At 71.5% G+C, this 14,467-nt stretch carries 16 protein-coding genes; 7 read left to right on the top strand and 9 right to left on the bottom strand.

The genetic code is table 11. The features are described 5' to 3' along the window. Nucleotides 1-62 precede the first annotated feature (62 nt). Nucleotides 63-416 carry a hypothetical protein gene (locus AB0B61_RS35220; protein ID WP_358441346.1) on the top strand — a complete coding sequence of 118 codons (354 nt, stop codon included), beginning with the start codon at nucleotides 63-65 and terminating at the stop codon, nucleotides 414-416. Nucleotides 417-425: 9 nt separating this feature from the next. Here the strand turns inward: AB0B61_RS35220 and AB0B61_RS35215 are convergent, their stop codons facing one another. From AB0B61_RS35215 to AB0B61_RS35195, 5 genes are read right to left on the bottom strand one after another with little or no spacing between them, the layout of a single operon-like run. Beyond that, a complete protein-coding gene (locus tag AB0B61_RS35215; protein WP_358441343.1) occupies nucleotides 426-2,756 on the bottom strand; it encodes a penicillin acylase family protein in 2,331 nt (776 codons plus the stop codon). Between the two features lie 7 nt (nucleotides 2,757-2,763). Beyond that, nucleotides 2,764-4,983: an FtsX-like permease family protein gene (locus tag AB0B61_RS35210; RefSeq protein WP_358441340.1), complete on the bottom strand. Its 2,220-nt coding sequence runs from the start codon at nucleotides 4,981-4,983 to the stop codon at nucleotides 2,764-2,766. After that, entirely contained in the window at nucleotides 4,980-5,672 is a 693-nt protein-coding gene (locus tag AB0B61_RS35205) for an ABC transporter ATP-binding protein (RefSeq protein ID WP_358441337.1), read from the bottom strand. Before AB0B61_RS35205 ends, AB0B61_RS35210 begins: the two co-directional genes overlap by 4 nt. After that, a complete protein-coding gene (locus AB0B61_RS35200; protein ID WP_358441334.1) occupies nucleotides 5,669-6,196 on the bottom strand; it encodes a PadR family transcriptional regulator in 528 nt (175 codons plus the stop codon). The genes AB0B61_RS35205 and AB0B61_RS35200 overlap by 4 nt, the downstream gene beginning before the upstream one ends. Nucleotides 6,197-6,244: 48 nt before the next feature. Beyond that, complete coding sequence (locus tag AB0B61_RS35195; protein WP_358441332.1) at nucleotides 6,245-6,409, bottom strand: hypothetical protein; 165 nt, start codon at nucleotides 6,407-6,409, stop codon at nucleotides 6,245-6,247. 12 nt (nucleotides 6,410-6,421) lie between these two features. Between AB0B61_RS35195 and AB0B61_RS35190 the strand changes: the two genes are divergently transcribed. Further along, nucleotides 6,422-6,883, top strand: a complete 462-nt coding sequence (locus tag AB0B61_RS35190) for a hypothetical protein (RefSeq protein ID WP_358441329.1) — start codon at nucleotides 6,422-6,424, stop codon at nucleotides 6,881-6,883. Between the two features lie 33 nt (nucleotides 6,884-6,916). Here the strand turns inward: AB0B61_RS35190 and AB0B61_RS35185 are convergent, their stop codons facing one another. Next, the gene (locus AB0B61_RS35185) at nucleotides 6,917-7,291 is read right to left on the bottom strand and encodes a nuclear transport factor 2 family protein (protein ID WP_358441327.1); all 375 of its coding nucleotides are present in this window, start codon (nucleotides 7,289-7,291) and stop codon (nucleotides 6,917-6,919) included. Nucleotides 7,292-7,458: 167 nt separating this feature from the next. Between AB0B61_RS35185 and AB0B61_RS35180 the strand changes: the two genes are divergently transcribed. The 3 genes from AB0B61_RS35180 (at nucleotide 7,459) to AB0B61_RS35170 (ending at nucleotide 9,823) form a co-directional block, all read left to right on the top strand. Next, complete coding sequence (locus AB0B61_RS35180) at nucleotides 7,459-8,478, top strand: YafY family protein (RefSeq protein WP_358441324.1); 1,020 nt, start codon at nucleotides 7,459-7,461, stop codon at nucleotides 8,476-8,478. Between the two features lie 74 nt (nucleotides 8,479-8,552). Continuing rightward, on the top strand, nucleotides 8,553-9,392 hold the full coding sequence (locus AB0B61_RS35175; protein ID WP_358441321.1) for a MerR family transcriptional regulator: 840 nt from the start codon (nucleotides 8,553-8,555) through the stop codon (nucleotides 9,390-9,392). Between the two features lie 35 nt (nucleotides 9,393-9,427). Next, on the top strand, nucleotides 9,428-9,823 hold the full coding sequence (locus AB0B61_RS35170) for a hypothetical protein (RefSeq protein ID WP_358441318.1): 396 nt from the start codon (nucleotides 9,428-9,430) through the stop codon (nucleotides 9,821-9,823). Between the two features lie 19 nt (nucleotides 9,824-9,842). Here AB0B61_RS35170 and AB0B61_RS35165 read toward each other — a convergent pair whose 3' ends face one another. Next, nucleotides 9,843-10,307, bottom strand: coding sequence for a MerR family transcriptional regulator (locus AB0B61_RS35165; protein ID WP_358441315.1), 465 nt, complete (start codon nucleotides 10,305-10,307; stop codon nucleotides 9,843-9,845). Nucleotides 10,308-10,331: 24 nt separating this feature from the next. Between AB0B61_RS35165 and AB0B61_RS35160 the strand changes: the two genes are divergently transcribed. Both AB0B61_RS35160 and AB0B61_RS35155 read left to right on the top strand, forming a co-directional pair. Continuing rightward, nucleotides 10,332-11,837 (top strand): MFS transporter, encoded by a 1,506-nt coding sequence (locus AB0B61_RS35160; RefSeq protein ID WP_358441313.1) that lies wholly within the window; start codon nucleotides 10,332-10,334, stop codon nucleotides 11,835-11,837. A gap of 76 nt (nucleotides 11,838-11,913) precedes the next feature. Next, the gene (locus AB0B61_RS35155; protein ID WP_358441310.1) at nucleotides 11,914-13,038 is read left to right on the top strand and encodes an AI-2E family transporter; all 1,125 of its coding nucleotides are present in this window, start codon (nucleotides 11,914-11,916) and stop codon (nucleotides 13,036-13,038) included. An 18-nt stretch (nucleotides 13,039-13,056) separates the two neighbouring features. Here AB0B61_RS35155 and AB0B61_RS35150 read toward each other — a convergent pair whose 3' ends face one another. Next, nucleotides 13,057-13,272, bottom strand: coding sequence for a hypothetical protein (locus AB0B61_RS35150; RefSeq protein WP_358441307.1), 216 nt, complete (start codon nucleotides 13,270-13,272; stop codon nucleotides 13,057-13,059). Nucleotides 13,273-13,295: 23 nt separating this feature from the next. Then, the gene (locus tag AB0B61_RS35145) at nucleotides 13,296-14,315 is read right to left on the bottom strand and encodes an NAD(P)/FAD-dependent oxidoreductase (RefSeq protein WP_358441304.1); all 1,020 of its coding nucleotides are present in this window, start codon (nucleotides 14,313-14,315) and stop codon (nucleotides 13,296-13,298) included. Nucleotides 14,316-14,467 lie beyond the last annotated feature (152 nt).

The raw sequence follows: 14,467 nt of genomic DNA, 5'->3' as shown, positions 1-14,467 counted from the left end.
CTTACCGTGCTACGGTGACCGGTAACTGGAGATACCCCTCCAGTTACCGGGATGGAGGATTCGTGCCCTTTAAAGGAACCCTGCCGAAGCGAGCGGTCACCCGTGTCAACGCCTGCGCGACCGCGCTGCGCTCCTCTCCTCGCTGGGGCCGGCTGGTGCGCGAACACCTCACGATCGTCACCTACACGGGACGACGCTCGGGACGTGTCTTCAGCACACCCGTCGCCTACCGGCGGGCGGATGACGTCGTCACCATCGGCGTGCAGATGCCGGACGCCAAGAAGTGGTGGCGCAATTTCCTGGACGAGGGCGGCCCGATATCGCTGGACCTGGACGGCGCCGACCGCACCGGGCACGCGGTCGCCCGACGCGACGCGGCGGGCCGCGTCACCGTCACCGTGCGCCTCGACGGCTGAGCTGAGCCGTCACCCTCGCACCGTGGCCGTTTTCAGCCGCGGTGCGGCGGCGATCTCGGCTTCGGTGAAGCGCTCGGTGACCCACTGACCGCGCGAGAACAGGACCGTCTGGTCGGTGTGGTGGGGCGAGGCGGGGTTGGCGGACAGGGAGTAGGTCAGGACGGTACGGGCACGCGGCCCGTCAGGGGTGAGCTCGATGGCCATCATGAAGCTGGAGCCGGTGTCCACCTCCGGGTAGCGCCCGTCGGCGCCGAGCGGGCCGCGCATGCGCACCCTGTCGAAACAGCCCTCCCCCTCGGTGCAGCCGGGAAGCGGGATCGAGGCGTAGCGCTGCGCCTGGCCCGGAGTCAGCGTCAGGGGGACGCGGTTGGTCTGGAAGAAGAGCACAACGTCGGCCAGGGCCTGCCGGACCGTCGGATCGTCGCCCTTGAGCCCCCGAGGGGTGGTCAGCGGGCGCGCGGGATCGAACGGCACCCGCCAGGGGCTGTACATGGGCTCTCCCGGCCTGGTGGGACGCTCAAGCCGGGTGAAGAACTCCCGCCACAGGATCGCCCCCTGGCCGTCGAGAGTGGCGCGCCCGTCCCAGTCGGCCAGCGTCCGGCAGGCCTCGCGCACGTTCACCCGCTCGCCTTCGGAGGTGGCCAGCACGGGGTTCGCCCGGCACAGCCGGAGCAGGTCCGTACGCATGAGCTCGAAGGTGTAATTGCGCTTGCCGTATACGGTGGCCTGCAGCGTTTCCAGGGTGAAGCCGGGCGCGCCGAGACCGTCGGCGCCGGACCGCCGCTGGGCGATCATGTCCAGGCTGACCCGGGGGCGCGGCTCCAGCTCGGTGCGCGCCTGACCCCACGCCTGCGGGTAGCCGGTCAGCGGCGCCGCCGGGTTGGTCATCCAGAAGGTGTTGTTGGAGTTGGCCACGTAGTCGGCGCGGGTCAGCCTGGGCTGCTTGGCCGGTCCGAAGATGCCGGGCACCACGGCGTCGTCGTCCTTGCCCCACAGGCACGCGGTGGTCGAGCCGTCCAGGACGTACGCCTCCAGGCCCGGGATGGGCGAGGGCTTGGCGCAGCGGCGCGCTTGGGCGTCGGTGACGTGGGGGACGACCGAGGCGTCGGCGAAGTAGGCGGTCCCGCCGACGTCGGTGGCCAGCGTGTGGACGAACGCCATGCCCTGGTAGGTGTTCTGGGCCGCGCGCAGTTCGGTGAGGTTCCTCGCCCTGCCCATCGCCAGCCACTCATCGGCCGCGCGCAGGTTGGCGGCGTTGACGTCGGCCAGCGCGTAGGCGACCTTGTCGGTCTGGCCGACGGCGAGCACCGGCCCGTAGCGCGAGGTGTAGAGCGTGTGGCCGCTGGTGGTGCCGTCCCGCAGGATGACCTCCACCTCCTGACGGCCCACCGGCTCCGCCTGGCCGTCCACCAGGTAGCTGCTCCGATCACCCGCGAGCTTCAGCTGGTAGACGGTGAAGCGCTGGGCGTGGGAGACGGTGTGGGTCCAGGCCACGCTCGCGTTGTGGCCGATCTGGACGACCGGGGTGCCGTACAGGCTGCCGCCGGAGACGTCGAGCACGCCGGGGATGGTGAGGTGCACCTGGTAGAAGCGGCGGATCCCGTTCCACGGGAAGTGCGGGTCGGCCAGCAGCATGCCGTGGCCGTCGCGCGTCGCCTGACGCCCCAGCGCCCAGCCGTTGCTGCCCGCGGCCGGTTTCCGCTCCGGGCCGTCGGGCTCGGGTCCGCGCACTCCGGTGATGGCGTCCTTGAGTCCGGAGCTGCCCACCATGCGGTTGAGGTCGAGCAGGTTGTTCCAGATGTCGGTGGCGGTGATGGGGCCGACCCAGGCCTTGCCCCGGCAGGTGGGATCGGGCAGGTTCGCCGCACCGGTGTCGGCCAGGTAGCGGTTGTATCCCGCGACGTAGCCCTCGACCAGGCGGCGCACCTCGGCGCCCGGCCCCACCGGCGCGGGCCGGGCCAGCAACCGCCCTACGACGCCGGAGTCCGTGACGCTCTTGAAGTAGACGTCGCTGGACAGGTTGGTGACCGGGCGGACCGGGTCGTCGGACATGGCCGTGGCGCCGAAGTAGCGGGACCGCTCGCCCCGCATGGTCACCACCCACGAGGCGAGCACGCACAGGTTGTCCTGCGCGAAGGCGTAGCCGTACCCGAACCCGAGACCGCCGTAGTCCTTGGCGGAGACGTGCGGGATGCCGTACTCGGTGCGCCGGATCGTGGCGGAGTAGCGCTCGTCGGCGGCAGCGGCGGCGGCGGACGGCGCGGTCGCGTGCACCACCACCATCACGGAGGCGAGCACGAGCAGCGCGACCAGCAGGGCAGGTCGCGGTATGAGCTTCATGTGGCTCCTATTCGAAGCGGGCGTTGTCGGGCGCGGTCAGGCGCCTGAGCAGCGGCAGACCGGCGAGAATCACCAGCAGGGAGGCGGTCAGGCCGCCGCCGACGGTCGCGAAGTAGACAGGGCCGGGCAGCGCCAGAGTGGCCTTCTTCATCGCGAGCTGGCCGACGAGCGGCTCGGCCACGCCGAAACCGGCGCCGGCGGCGAGCACGGCGGCCAGGACGAGCGGCAGCGCGGACTCCAGCAGCACCACCCCGGCCAGGGTGCGGGTGGGGGTGCCGGCCAGCCGCAGCAGGGTGAACGGCTGCCGGCGTTCGACCAGCCCGCCGCCGACCGCCACCACGAGGCTGCAGCCGCCGACGATGAGGGTCAGGGCGACGACGGCCAGCGCGATGTTCTGGCCTTGGGTGTACAGGGTCGCTCTGACCCGGGCGACCTCGGCGAAGGTCATCGGGGCCTCGGCGGTGTGCTCGGCCAGCAGCGTGCGGATCCGCTCCACCGCCGCCGGGTCGTTCGTGCCGATCAGGATCGACTCCATGTCGAGGCCGGTGGTGGAGGAGACGGATCTGCTGCCGGCGCCCGCGAGGGGCAGGATCTTGTCGACGGTGAGCGGGTTGTCGACGTTGACCACGCGGTAGAAGGCTCCCGCCACGGCGTGCGTGGCCGCCGGGCAGCGCCCGAGCACGGGGAAGCGGGCCAGGCTCGCGCATTCGACGGCGGTTCTCGCGGGCGGCTGACCGTCCGCGGGCGGGGGGCCGCTCGGCTGCTCCGCCATGGCGTAGATGGGCAGTACGTCCACACCCGGGAAGCCGCGCAGCCGGGCGAGCAGGTCCTTCTGCGTCCGCTGGGACAGCCCCGCGGTGCCGGGCCGGGCGAACTGGGCGCGCAGTACGTGGTTCAGCGCTCCCCCGGCCACGGCCTGCTGGCCCGACAGCACCGCGGGGACGATGCCGGCGAGCGCCGTGCCGACGAACACCGCCAGCACGAGCCCGCTGACCGCGCGGAAGGCGGCCCTGGGGTCGGCGACCATCCGCTGCGCGGCCACCAGCGTCGCCGCGCTCCGGGTCCGCCGGGCGGCCAGGCGAGCGGCCCGCATCGTCAGCCAGGGGCCGGCCAGGATCAGCCCGACCATGATCAGGGCGAGCCCCGCCACGGCCAGCACGGTGTCGAGGTCGTTGCCGCCGCGGAACACCGGGCCCGCGAACAGCCCCAGCCCGGCCAGCAGCGGGATCACCCGCCACGCCCTCGGCGCGGGCGCCGCGCCCTTCCTGGCCACTCCGAGGGGTGAGATCCGCACCCGGCGCAGCGACCACAGGGCGGCGCCCGCCGCGGCGACCGGCACGCAGGCGAGCACGGCCGCGTACTGCCAAGGATGTGGGGCGATCAGCTCGGGGAAGTAGCGGACGCCGGTGATCCGCACCCCGGCCAGGGCGGGCCGTACCACCTGGAAGAGCGCCAGGCCGGCCAGCGCGCCGAGCAGCGCGCCCAGCGCGGCGTCCACCGCGGCCAGCACGTTGATCTGCCGGGAGGTGGCGCCCACCAGCCGGATCGCCGCCAGGCGGGTCTCCCGGCGGGCGGCCGCCAGCCGGGTGGCGGTGCCCACGAGCGCCAGCAGCGGGACGATCAGCGCGATGGCGCCGACACCGAAGCCGAACCGGTAGATGTCGGCGTTGCCGTCGGTGGCGGGCTCGGTGGCGACCGTGTCGACCTGCGTGGCGCCCGGCATGGCGGCGACCTGCCCCGATGTCCGCCCCACCACGATGGCCAGCTCGTCGGGCCCGGACAGCCCGGCCTGGCCGATCAGCCCGGCACGGGTGCCGGGGAAGCGATCGGCGAGTTGCTCGCGCGGCGCCGAGTCCAGCAGTTTGGCCAGCGCGGGCGAGGCGTAGTACTGGCCGGGAGCGGGCATGCGGGACAGGCCGGGGATGACCGGCGCCCGGGTGCCGAGCGCGGCGGCGTCCAGTCTCGTGATCATCTGGCCGGCGTAGTAGTCCTCGTGCAGGTTCCACAGCGCGCCGTCGGCGGTGACGTCCAGGGCCCAGCCGTTGGGGGCGGTGCCCCGCGTGCACTCCCAGCACTGGCGGTCGTTGGTGGTCTGGAAGGCGTTGAACAGCGACAGCGTGCCCAGCAGCACCGCGACGCCGGCCGCCACCCCGGCGACGATCAGCGCCAGCCTGGCCGCCGCCTCCCTGCCGCTGCTCAGCGACAGTCGCAGGCCCAGCCGGATCATCGGACGAGCCCGCTGGCGTACGGGTCGGTGACCCGGCCGTCGCGGACGACGACCTCCCGGTCGGCGCTGGCGGCCACCCGGGCGTCGTGGGTCACCACGATCACGGTGGTGCCCTCCTGGCGGGCCAGGCCCACCAGCAGCTCCATCACGTGCTCGCCGGTGAGGGAGTCGAGCGCGCCGGTCGGCTCGTCGGCGAAGACGACCCGCGGCCCGGTCACCAGCGCTCTGGCGATGGCCACCCGCTGCGTCTGCCCGCCGGACAGCTCCCCCGTACGCCGGCCGCCCAGCTCGGCCAGCTCCAGCCGCTCCAGCCAGGAGGCGGCCCGCGCGTAGGCCCGGCGGCGCCGGGTACGGCCGAGCAGCAGCGGCAGCGCCACGTTGTCGGCCACGGTCAGCTCCGGCACGAGCTGGCCGAACTGGAAGACGAAGCCGAAGGCGGTGCGCCGCAACTCGCTGCGGCGGCCGTCGTTCAGCGTGTCCAGGCGCCGCCCGTCGAACCACACCTCACCGCTGTCCGGGGTGAAGATCCCGGCCAGGCAGTGCAGCAGCGTCGACTTGCCGGAACCGCTGGGTCCCATGACGGCCAGGACCTCGCCCGCGCTCACCGACAGGCTGGCCTCGCGCAGCGCGGGCGTGTTGCCGAAGGAGCGGCTGATCCCCTCGGCCCGCAGCACCGGGTTGACGATCATCGCTCGCGCACCGCCGCCGTCAGCGCGTCCAGCCGGGCCTGGGTGACGTCGATCCACCGCAGGTCGGCCTCGAGGCGGAACAGCCCGTGATCGGCCAGCAGCGCGTCGACCAGGTTGCCGGCGCGCTTGATCTCGGTCAGCTCGCGCATGCGCCGCAGATGCGTAGCCCGCTGGGCGTCGAGGTAACCCACCGCGTCGCGTCCCAGCATCAGGGCCAGCACGACCTTGGTGAACAGTACGGTCTGCAGGTACGGCTCGGCCGCCACCGGCTCGGCCAGCCACTCCTCGACCTCGCCCGTACCCACCGGGGTGATGGCATAGCGCTTACGGTCGGGGCCGTCGCCCGGCTCGCTCGGCCCGGCGGTGATCTTGCCGTCTCTGGCCAGCCGGCCGAGCGTGGAATAGACCTGGCCGAAGGGCAGGGGCTTACCGCGGCCGAAGAAGGTGTCGTAGTCGCGTTTCAGGTCGTATCCGTGACTCGGCTCCCGTTCCAGCAGGCCGAGCAGGGCAAGGGGTACGCTCATGGGAGGCACTATACCCTGAGGGTATATACCCCGGGGATAACAGGCCGCTCAGCCCGATACGGGCCGGACTCCCACGAGGGCGGTGGCGAGCTGGGTGAGCTGGGCGCGCTGAGCGGCGGAGAGATGGTCGGTGAGCCCGATGACGCGGCGGCCGATCTCGGCGGCGCACCCCTCGGCGAACCGCCTGCCCTCAGGGGTGAGGCGGACCAGCACGGCACGGCCGTCGTGGGGAGAAGGCGAGCGCTGGACCAGCCCGCGCTTCTCGGCGCGGCCGGCTCCAGCTCCGACGACGTCGCCGAGCGGCTCGCGCGGACGGCCGCGGACGTCGACGTCGTCATCGACTACCTGTGGGGCCGGCCCACTCAGCAGGCCATGCCCGCCCTGCTGACCGCCCGCACCGACCGGTCCAAAGCCCTGGCCTGGATCCAGATCGGCTCCATGGCCGGCCAGGACATCACCCTGCCCTCGTTCCTGCTGCGCGCGGCGAACCTGAACATCATGGGCAGCGGCCAGGGCTCCCTGACCGCCGCCGGCATCATCGCCGAACTGCCGTCCCTCGCCGCGGAGATCGCCTCCGGCGCCCTGGCCGTGGACCCCCTGCCCATGCCGCTGGACCAGGTCGAACAGGCATGGAACACCCCGGCCGCCCCCGGCCGGCGCCTCGTCCTGACCCCCTCCCACCGGTGATCCGCTCTTCGCGGAGCCGTACAGATGGCCGGGTCAGTGCTGGTCGCCACCTCTGGCCAGGTGCATCGGGAGCATGTCGAAGACGCTGATCACGCGCGTGATCTTGCCGTTCTCGACGGTGATGTAGTCGATGCCGCGGAAGTCCTTCAGGATGGGAGTGTCGACGGAGTACACGGTCGCCGCGTTCGTGTCGTTGCCCAGGACGTCGATGACGGTGGCGCCGATGAGCGAGTTCGCGAACCGCTCGAGGAATGCGCGGTAGCCCTCCACCCCCTCGAATGTGCCGGTCGGGGCCACGCACACGACGTCGTCGGCGAGGAGGCCCAGGGCCTTCTCGACCTCCTTGCCGGTCCACGCGTGGACGAAGTCCTCGGCGATCTTCTGGGCGAGCCCGTTAGTCGCGGTCATAGCAGGTTCCTTTCACTCTTCCCGGGCGGCGGCGGACCGCGCGGGCGCGCCCTCACGGACGCCGCCTGGCATCAGGGTCCGAACCGCCTCTGCCGGCGGCTCGTCTACCTGCATCTTCACCGAGGTATATGTCAGGTAGTGTCATATAAAAGAGTGATTTTGGAGCCATGAAATCCGAGCGCCTGCTGTCGATCATGCTGCTGCTGCAGATCCACGGACAGCTGCCCGCCGGCGACCTGGCCGAGCGCCTGGAGGTGTCGGTCCGCACCGTCATGCGCGACGTGGAGGCGCTGTCGGCAGCCGGTGTGCCCGTCTACACCGTGCGCGGCCCCCATGGCGGCATCGCCCTGCTGCCCGGCTACCGCACCAACGTCACCGGCCTGACCACCGACGAGGCCCGCGCCCTGTTCGTGCTGCTGTCCGACCACGCCCACGCCGAGCTGGGCCTGGGCCAGGCCCTCGGCTCCGCGCTGCGCAAGCTGATGGCCGCCCTGCCCGCCCCGCACCGGCCGGACGCCGACCTGGCCAGCCGCCGCATCCTCATCGACCCGGTGCGCTGGCGCGCCGGACCCGCCCGCGCCGCCACCGGCCCCACAACCGACCTGGCCGTACTTCAGCAGGCCATCTTCACCGACCGGCGGCTGCGCCTGCGCTACCGGCACGGCCGCGACAACCGCGTCCGCTCCTACACCCTCGACCCCTACGGCCTGGTCAACAAGGCCGGCGTCTGGTACCTGGTGGCCGACCATCGCGGCGAGCCCGCACTCTTCCGTACCGACCGCTCCCTGTCCGCCGCTCTCCTGGACGAGCCCGTCCAGCGCCGCGCCGGCCTGGAGCTGGCCGACGTCTGGGAGAGCCTGCGCCGCCACATCGACGACATCCCCGCTCCGCTGCTCGTCACAGTCAGCGTCCGTCGAGAGACCCTCGGAAGATTCCTGCGCATCCACGAAGCCGACCTGGCCGGACCTCCTCCCGCCGACCTGTCGCTCGGCACTGGCGGCCAATCGGAGCGGGTGACCGTCGAACTGCGCTTCCGCTCCCTGGGCGCGGCAGAGACCCTTCTGGCCTTCGGCACCGACGCCGAGGTCCTCGCCCCGGCCGAGCTTCGCCAGGCCCTGGCCCGCAAGGCGGCCGAGGCCGCCGCCCGCTACACCGACGACTCCCGCCGGGCGACCGACGCCACCTGAGGAGATCGCCGCCTACCTCGTCAGCAGGCGCCCGCCATCCCAGAGCGAGTCTCAAGATGAGAGAGACTGAGCCCATGACGAGGGAAATCCGCGAACCCGGATCCGCCATCGACGGAGGGGACGCCGGGACAGACGGCCTCACCGTCGGCCGCGCGGCCGCGCTCGTCGGGATCAGCGTGCGGACGCTGCACCACTGGGACGACGTCGGCCTCGTACGCCCAAGCGGCCGCACCTGGGCCGGCTACCGGGTGTACTCGACCGAGGACATCACCAGGATCCACCGGGTGCTCGTCTACAAGGAGCTCGGCTTCTCCCTCGCCGAGATCGGCCGGGTGCTCGACGACCCGGCCACCGACGCGCGCGAGCACCTACGCCGGCAGCGGTCGCTTCTGGTCGAGCGCATCACCCGCCTCCAGGCGATGATCCGCGCGGTCGATCGCGTGACGGAGGCCGCCGACTCGGGGATGCGGCTGACCCCGGAAGAGCAGGTCGAGATCTTCGGCAGCCATTGGCGGCCCGACTGGACCGAGGAGGCGGCGGGTCGCTGGGGCGAGAGCGCGCAATGGGCCCAGTACCTCGAGCGAGCCGCTGAAAAGACACCGGAGGACTGGAAGCGGTTCGCGGCGGAGGCGGAGGCGCTGAAGGCCGAGCTCGCCGCCGCGAAGCGCGGCGGGGTCGCGCCCGGCAGCGACGAGGCGAACACGCTCGCCGAGCGGCACCGCGCGTCGATCTCACAGCACTTCGACTGTACGCGTGCGATGCAGGTGTGCATCGGGCGGATGCACGTGGAGGATCCGCGCTTCGCGGAGCACTACGACACCCTGGAGCCGGGGCTGGCCGTCTGGCTGCGCGAGGTGATCTTCGCGAGCGCGGCCGCCCATGGTGTGGACCCGGACTCCGTGACCTGGGAGTGATCGCGCCCCGGCCTCGAGAGGACTACCCTGATCATGTGACAGATGCGGTCCAGGTCGAGCGCATGCCGGCCATCATGCGAGCCGCCAGGTTCGTCATGACCCTCGATGTGGCCTTCAGCCTCGTCAGGCTCGCCATCATGATCGGCACGATCGCTTTCGCCTTCAGCGGGCCGTTCCTCCTGTTACTCCTCTACAGCGCCGTGGTCACCGCGTTCATGTGCTGGCTGCTCTCCCGCTGGTCCTCGCGGCGCAAGCTCGTGCGCTGGGGTGTCATCGCCGTCGAAGTGGTCTCGGTCGGTGGTTCCCTCCTGGCGAACGCGATCGACGGCGGTTTCGGCTGGCCCAGGCTGGTCTCGGCCACGCTCATACCGCTGGTGCTCGTCATCATGCTGCTCACGCCTTCGGCGACCCGCTGGTTCGACCGCTCATGACGTAGCCGCCACAGCACGCTCAGCGGACGCCTGCTTGGCGCTTGGGCGCCCAGAGCTGGTCGGCGTCGCCGGCGGCGAGCCGGCCCCGGTAGACGTCGATCTTGTGGTCGATGAGCCGGAGGTTCTCCCGCAGCTCAGCCATCTTGGCGAGCACGTCGGCGCGGTGGGCCTCCATGAGGGCGAGTCGTTCCTGCTCGTTGCCGTGTCCGGCGGAGACGAGTTCGGCGTAGCGCCGGATGGCCTTGATGGGCATGCCGGTGGCCCGCAACCTGGTGCAGATGGTGATCCACTCGAGGTCCAGCTTGCGATAACGCCGCCGGCCGCCGGTGGTGCGGTCGATGGCGGTGACGACCAGGCCGGCGCGTTCGTAGTAGCGCAGGGTGTGCGCGCTGACCCCGCTGAGGCGGGCGGCCTCGGCGATGCTCACGCCGGGGTCAGGAACGGAGGCAGGCTCGGGCGCCGGCTGCGGCTTGACTTCGAGCATGCTCTAAATCCTAGCGTCGTGGTCATGAGTGACTCAATGCGGCCGAAGGCGACGGCCGCCGAACACGGGCCGGTGCCGGGCCTCAGCCGACGCCGCCGATACCTGGTTCTCGCCATCTGCTGCGCCAGCATCATCGTCGTGGTGATGGACATCTCCATCGTCAACGTGGCGCTGCCGGCGATCCGTCACGACCTGCGTACCTCGGTGTCCGGCCTGCAGTGGTCGGTCGACGCGTACACCCTGGTGCTGGCCTGCTTCCTGTTGCTGGCCGGGTCCACCGCCGACCGGGCGGGCCGCCGCCGGACCTTCCAGATCGGCCTCGCCGTCTTCGGGCTCGGCTCGCTGCTGTGCGGCCTGGCGCCGAGCATCGGCTGGCTGATCGCGGCACGTACGCTCCAGGCGATCGGTGGCACGATGCTCAACCCGGTGGCGATGGCGATCACCGCCACCACGTTCCCCGACCCGGCCGAGCGGGCCAGGGCCATCGGGGTGTTCGGCTCGATGTCCGGTCTGTCGCTGGGGCTGGGTCCGATCCTCGGCGGCGCGCTGGTCGACGGCTTCGGCTGGCGCTCCATCTTCTGGATCAACGTGCCGATCGTGGCCGCCGCGATCGTGTGCACCGCGCTGTTCGTCCCCGAGTCCCGCGCCGCCCGTGCGCGCCGTTTCGACCCGGTGGGTCAGACGCTGGTGATCCTGGTGCTGGGCAGCGTCGTCTACGCGATCATCGAGTCCGGCAGGTCGGGCTGGACCTCGCCGCTCATCCTCGGCCTGCTCGCCGTCGCCGCGCTCGGCGTGCTGGGCATCCTCGGGTACGAAACACGCCGTGCCGACCCACTGCTGGAGCTGCGCCTGTTTCGCAGCGTGCCGTTCAGCTCGGCGATTCTGATGGCGCTGTTCGCCTTGTGCGGGTTCGGCGCGTTCCTGTTCGTGACCACCCAGTATCTGCAGGAGGTACGCGGCATGTCGGCGCTGGCGGCCGGGCTGTGCCTGCTGCCGGTCGGTGGGCTGGTCGTGGTGCTGTCGCCGTTCACCGGCCGGGTGATCGGCGCGCGTGGTCCTCGCCTGCCGCTGGTGGTCGCCGGGGCCACGCTGGCGCTGGGCGGCGGGGCGTCGCTCTGGCTCGTACCGGCGACCCCGCTGCCGGCCGTACTCGCGATCTATCTGCTGTTCGGTGTGTTCCTGGGCACCGTCAACCCGCCGATCACCAACACGGCGGTCTCCGGCATGCCCCGCTCGATGACCGGGGTGGCCGCCTCGCTGGCCTCCACCGGGCGGCAGACCGGCACCAGCCTGGGCGTCGCGATCTCCGGCACGATCGTCGGCTCGGCCTTGGCCCACGGCGGGACGGCGTTCACCAGCGCGGAGCACGGCGTGTGGTGGCTGGTGCTCGGGCTCGGGCTCGGCGTACTGGGGCTGGGGCTGCTCAGCACCGGGCGCTGGGCCTTGGACACGGCCGGGCGGGCGGCGGCGCTGTTCGAGGGGATGGACCGGGGCGAGCATCCACGAACCACCTCCCTCAGCCACCGATGAACGAGCCTGGCCGCGCGTTGGCAAGCTGTGACCCCCGGCATGGTACGAAGCGATCGCTCCGGGCAGAGGAGCACCCGTGCCGGAACCCTCTGATCACCCCACCGCGCAGGCCCCGGGCGATGCCAGGGCCGTTCGAGAGGAACCCTCGCCGTTACCGTTCGGCCGCCCCGGCCGTCCCTTCGGCAGCAACCCCTTCCTCTTCGGCTTCACCGCCGCGCTCGGCGTACTGGCCGCCTGGCTGCTGGTCCAGGCGTTGACCGCCGCCGTCTCGATACTGATCTTGATCGTGATGTCGCTGTTCCTCGCGGTGGGGCTCAACCCCATGGTGGAATGGCTGGAAGAGCGGCACCTGCCGCGCTGGCTGGCGATCACCCTGGTGTTCGTCGCGGTGATCGCGTTCTTCGCGGTCTTCGTCATCGCGGTCGTGCCCGCCGTGTCCCAGCAGAGCGGCCAGTTCGTCGAGCAGTTACCCACCTACATCAGCCAGCTGCAGAACAACGCGCAGGTGCGCGAGCTCGATCAGCGCTTCGGCCTGCTGGAACAGGCACAGGCCTACCTCACCGGCGGGCAGGTCGGACAGCAGTTGTTCGGCGGGCTGCTCGGTGCGGCCAGCGTCGTGGTCAGCGCGGTCTTCTCCGCCATCACGGGACTGATCCTGACGCTGTACTTCCTCGCCGCGCTGCCCTCCATCATCCGGGTCGGCTACCGGCTGGTCCCCAGGAGCCGGCGGCCGCGCGTACAGATGCTGGGCGACCAGATCTTCAAAAGCGTCGGCGGGTACGTGGCCGGGAACCTGCTCATCTCCCTGATCGCCGGGGTGACCACGTTCATGTTCCTGTCGATCGCCGGCGTGCCCTACGCACTGCCGTTGGCCATCATCGTGGCGATCACCGACCTGATACCGCTGATCGGCGCCGGGATCGGGGCGACCATCGCCATCTTGGTGTCACTGTTCGTGTCCTTTCCGGTGGCCATCGCCACGCTGGTGTTCTTCATCGTCTACCAGCAGATCGAGAACTATCTGATCGCGCCGCGGGTGATGAAGTCCTCCGTCGACGTACCCCCTGCCACCACCATCGTCGCCGCGCTGATCGGCGGTGCGCTGCTCGGCGTGGTGGGCGCGCTGCTGGCCATCCCGGCCGCCGCCGCCCTCCAGCTGATCACGGCCGAGGTGGTGCTGCCGCGTCAGGAGCGCCACTGACCCGTGCGGTCGTGGTTCTCAGTGAGGGCCCTGGGCGGGCGCGACCATGGTCGGGTCGTGTCCGTCGGCCAGGAGGATCATGATGCGGTGGGCGTCGGTGAGCAGGCTGCCGCTGACGGCCCAGCCCTCAGGGTGGTCGACCCGACCGGCCTGGATGTCGGCGAGCCGGTCCAGCAGGTCGGCGTACGCGCGACTCGGCCACGCCAGGAACGGATCACGAGATATGTCCCACAAGGACGGCGACCTGCCGCGATGGTTCACAGGCCGTGGCGGCGCTCGCCCATCGCCAGTTCGCACAGCCGCGCTTCGGACTCGGCCGAGAACGGATCGCGGAAGGCGGCCACCGCCTCTCGGGTCTCCTCGGCGACCAGGTCGGCGTTGATCTGGGCCGCCGCGGTGGCGCCCGCCGCCGCGGCGCTGCCCACCTGGGCGACCAGATCACTGATATTGCCCGCGACCCAGACCCCGGGCACGTCCGTACGGCCGGTCGCGTCAGCGGGAATGTACTCGCCGACCCCCGCGGCATGTTCGACCGGCCGCAGCCCGAGCCCCTCCAGGAACCCGGCGCGCGCCGCCATCCGCGCGGAGACCGCCATCACCTCGCGACGCACCAGCGTGCCGTCGCTCAGACGCACTCCCACGATGCGGTCCTCGACGATCTCCAGGGAGGCCACCTCACCGTCCACCACAGTGATGCCCCGAGCGGCCAGCCGCTCCGCCTCCTCGCCGTCCGGCGGCGGCATGGTGTGGGCGAAGAATGTGACGTCGGCGCTCCACTGACGCAGCAGCAGCGCCTGGTGCACCGCCATCGGCCCACTGGCAAGCACGCCGATGGCCCGGTCACGAACCTCCCAGCCGTGACAGTACGGACAATGAATCACATCCCTCCCCCACCGATCCCGCAGCCCCGGCACGTCCGGCAACTCGTCGACCAGCCCGGCGGCCACCAGGAGCCGGCGCGCCCGGACGGACCTGCCATCGGCCAGCGACACGGTGAACCCCTTGGCGTCCTGGACCGCCGTGGCGACCTCCCCGGCCACCGCGTGACCGCCATAACCGCGGACCTCGGCCCGGCCGCGCTCCAGCAACTCGGCCGGCCGCATCCCCTCCCGGGCCAGCAGCCCGTGCACGCCCTCCGCCAGGGCGTTGCGCGGGGCCCCCGCGTCGATCACCACCACCGACCGCCGCGCCCGAGCCAGCATCAGCGCCCCGCTCAACCCCGCGGCGCCACCGCCGATCACCACCACGTCATAGCCGTCCCTCAGCTGATCGGTCACCTTGACCACCTCCGCGACGAACTATGCGACCTCATGGGCCAGGTTCGCAAACTTTGTTGCTGATACGGCAAAGCATGGCCGGATTCGTCCGCGGCTTCCGTGGCATAGCGGCGTCGCACTCATGCAGGCTCAGCGATTTGTCCGCGGGCTGC

The sequence above is a fragment of the Nonomuraea sp. NPDC049158 genome, assembly GCF_040648335.1.
In the GTDB taxonomy this organism is placed as follows: Bacteria; Actinomycetota; Actinomycetes; order Streptosporangiales; family Streptosporangiaceae; genus Nonomuraea.
Note: the sequence above shows the minus strand (reverse complement) of the source record. Positions and strands in the feature narration are given on the sequence as shown.

Bases quoted from the DNA above. Each gene is read 5' to 3' on its own strand.
- AB0B61_RS35160 (WP_358441313.1), top strand. From the start codon at position 10,332: ATGAGTGACTCAATGCGGCCGAAGGCGACGGCCGCCGAACACGGGCCG.
- AB0B61_RS35175 (WP_358441321.1), top strand. From the start codon at position 8,553: ATGACGAGGGAAATCCGCGAACCCGGATCCGCCATCGACGGAGGGGAC.
- AB0B61_RS35200 (WP_358441334.1), bottom strand. From the start codon at position 6,196: ATGAGCGTACCCCTTGCCCTGCTCGGCCTGCTGGAACGGGAGCCGAGT.
- AB0B61_RS35205 (WP_358441337.1), bottom strand. From the start codon at position 5,672: ATGATCGTCAACCCGGTGCTGCGGGCCGAGGGGATCAGCCGCTCCTTC.
- AB0B61_RS35185 (WP_358441327.1), bottom strand. From the start codon at position 7,291: ATGACCGCGACTAACGGGCTCGCCCAGAAGATCGCCGAGGACTTCGTC.
- AB0B61_RS35215 (WP_358441343.1), bottom strand. From the start codon at position 2,756: ATGAAGCTCATACCGCGACCTGCCCTGCTGGTCGCGCTGCTCGTGCTC.
- AB0B61_RS35180 (WP_358441324.1), top strand. From the start codon at position 7,459: ATGAAATCCGAGCGCCTGCTGTCGATCATGCTGCTGCTGCAGATCCAC.
- AB0B61_RS35165 (WP_358441315.1), bottom strand. From the start codon at position 10,307: ATGCTCGAAGTCAAGCCGCAGCCGGCGCCCGAGCCTGCCTCCGTTCCT.
- AB0B61_RS35210 (WP_358441340.1), bottom strand. From the start codon at position 4,983: ATGATCCGGCTGGGCCTGCGACTGTCGCTGAGCAGCGGCAGGGAGGCG.